Origin of the sequence: Limosilactobacillus galli, from assembly GCF_947381495.1 — a bacterium.
GTDB classification, from domain to species: domain Bacteria; phylum Bacillota; class Bacilli; order Lactobacillales; family Lactobacillaceae; genus Limosilactobacillus; species Limosilactobacillus galli.
The window spans coordinates 1-1,480 of the sequence record NZ_CANCWK010000093.1; the positions used below are offsets into that span (position 1 = coordinate 1).

A 1,480-nucleotide genomic window follows, 5' to 3' on the forward strand; every position below is an offset into this window, starting at 1 on the left:
AAGGAAAACGGAGTTAAATGAAATCCGAAGATTTCATCTAACTCCGCTTATTTTTGGGGACTTATGTCACAGCCCCACTCTATGAAGATTACGGCTGATCATTGAGAACTTGGTGTTCCCTGGCCATCGCTGGCAGACGCATCGCCGCCACTACGGCTAGGATTAGTATTATTATTTGAATTGCTGCTCCGGTAGCCGGTGCCGCCACGGTAGTAATTTCCGCCGATTGATCCAGACACACTGCCATTAGTGCTTTGGCTGGTGCCCGTGCTGCCGGTACTCGTATTATCATTACGGCTTGCCGCACTGGTGCTGCTCTGAGAACTAGCAATGCTTGAAGAGCTACTGGTGCTGGTAGAACTGACAGCACTGAACGAGCTACTGCTGCTGCTTGCCTTTTTGGCCGCTTCCTTGATCTTCAAATGCTTAACAACCTTTTGATCACCGCGGCGAGCAATAATATCATAAGTTCCGGCGGTATCGAAAGTGAATGACCGGGTAACCGTCCCATCAGCCTTACTTGGCTTGAAGGTCTCCACAACTATGCCGCTCCGGTGCCCCCTGATTGTCACCTTGGTCCGTGGCGAAATCAAGAATTTAACCTTGACCACACCATCACTATTCAGATGGGCCGTCTTCTTGAAGCTCAGCGTAATATCATCATCGTCATCGGCTGCTGGTTCGACAGCTGACGATGATTTGCTCGTCTTTGCCGGCGCTGGTGCCGTACTTTCTTTATGACCGGTAAAAGAGGTAATACCAATTCCCACCAGACTCCCCACGAGGATGATCACCAGCAACCAGTTTACAAAGATCCGACTGTTGCTGACAAAGTTATAACCGCGCCGGTTATCCCGAACCTGGCCGACGTAACGGATGATCAGCAAAATTGCTGCAACAATTGCAATAATTATCAATAAATTTTTAATTCGCATAATTAAAACACCATTATTCACTTAGAATTTAATCAATACGTTCAAATTCTACCATGAATAGCTGAACTTTTTAAGGTCACAAATCAAAAAAGGGGCTGTAACATAAGTCCCCAAAAATAAGCGGAGTTAGATGAAATCTTCGGATTTCATTTAACTCCGTTTTCCTTTAAAATTGGCTCTTTGTCAATCGGTAAGGATGAAGAGAATTTTGAGAATTAGACTAAGCTACTTTGGCTTTTGGTCTAGTTCTCTTTTTTGATAATTCACGAATCATGAGATTAGAAGTCTTCAACGAAACAAGAATCCTAATCCGGAAATGGAAGAAGTTGCGATAACCATATGCAGTCCGCTTGATTACTTTAATTTTATTGTTGGTGCCTTCGATCGGCCCGTTGGTTAGTCGGGTGTAAAAACTGGTAATAATCTCCTGGCAGTGCTTGACGAGTGTTCGCTTAACTCGTCTTATAACGTTTGGTAAATTATTCCGCTTGATTAACTGATCTAACAAAGCCTGACTATGGTGACTAATTGCGGTTATTAAGTCT

2 protein-coding genes are annotated in these 1,480 nt (G+C 44.1%); both read right to left on the reverse strand.

What is annotated here, in order from left to right; genetic code table 11:
- Positions 1-98: 98 nt before the first annotated feature.
- A complete protein-coding gene (locus QOS10_RS09355; RefSeq protein ID WP_283595189.1) occupies positions 99-935 on the reverse strand; it encodes a hypothetical protein in 837 nt (278 codons plus the stop codon).
- A gap of 220 nt (positions 936-1,155) precedes the next feature.
- On the reverse strand, positions 1,156-1,480 hold a 325-nt coding region (locus QOS10_RS09360), incomplete at its 5' end, for a transposase (protein WP_283595190.1).

Bases quoted from the DNA above. Each gene is read 5' to 3' on its own strand.
- QOS10_RS09355 (WP_283595189.1), bottom strand. From the start codon at position 935: ATGCGAATTAAAAATTTATTGATAATTATTGCAATTGTTGCAGCAATT.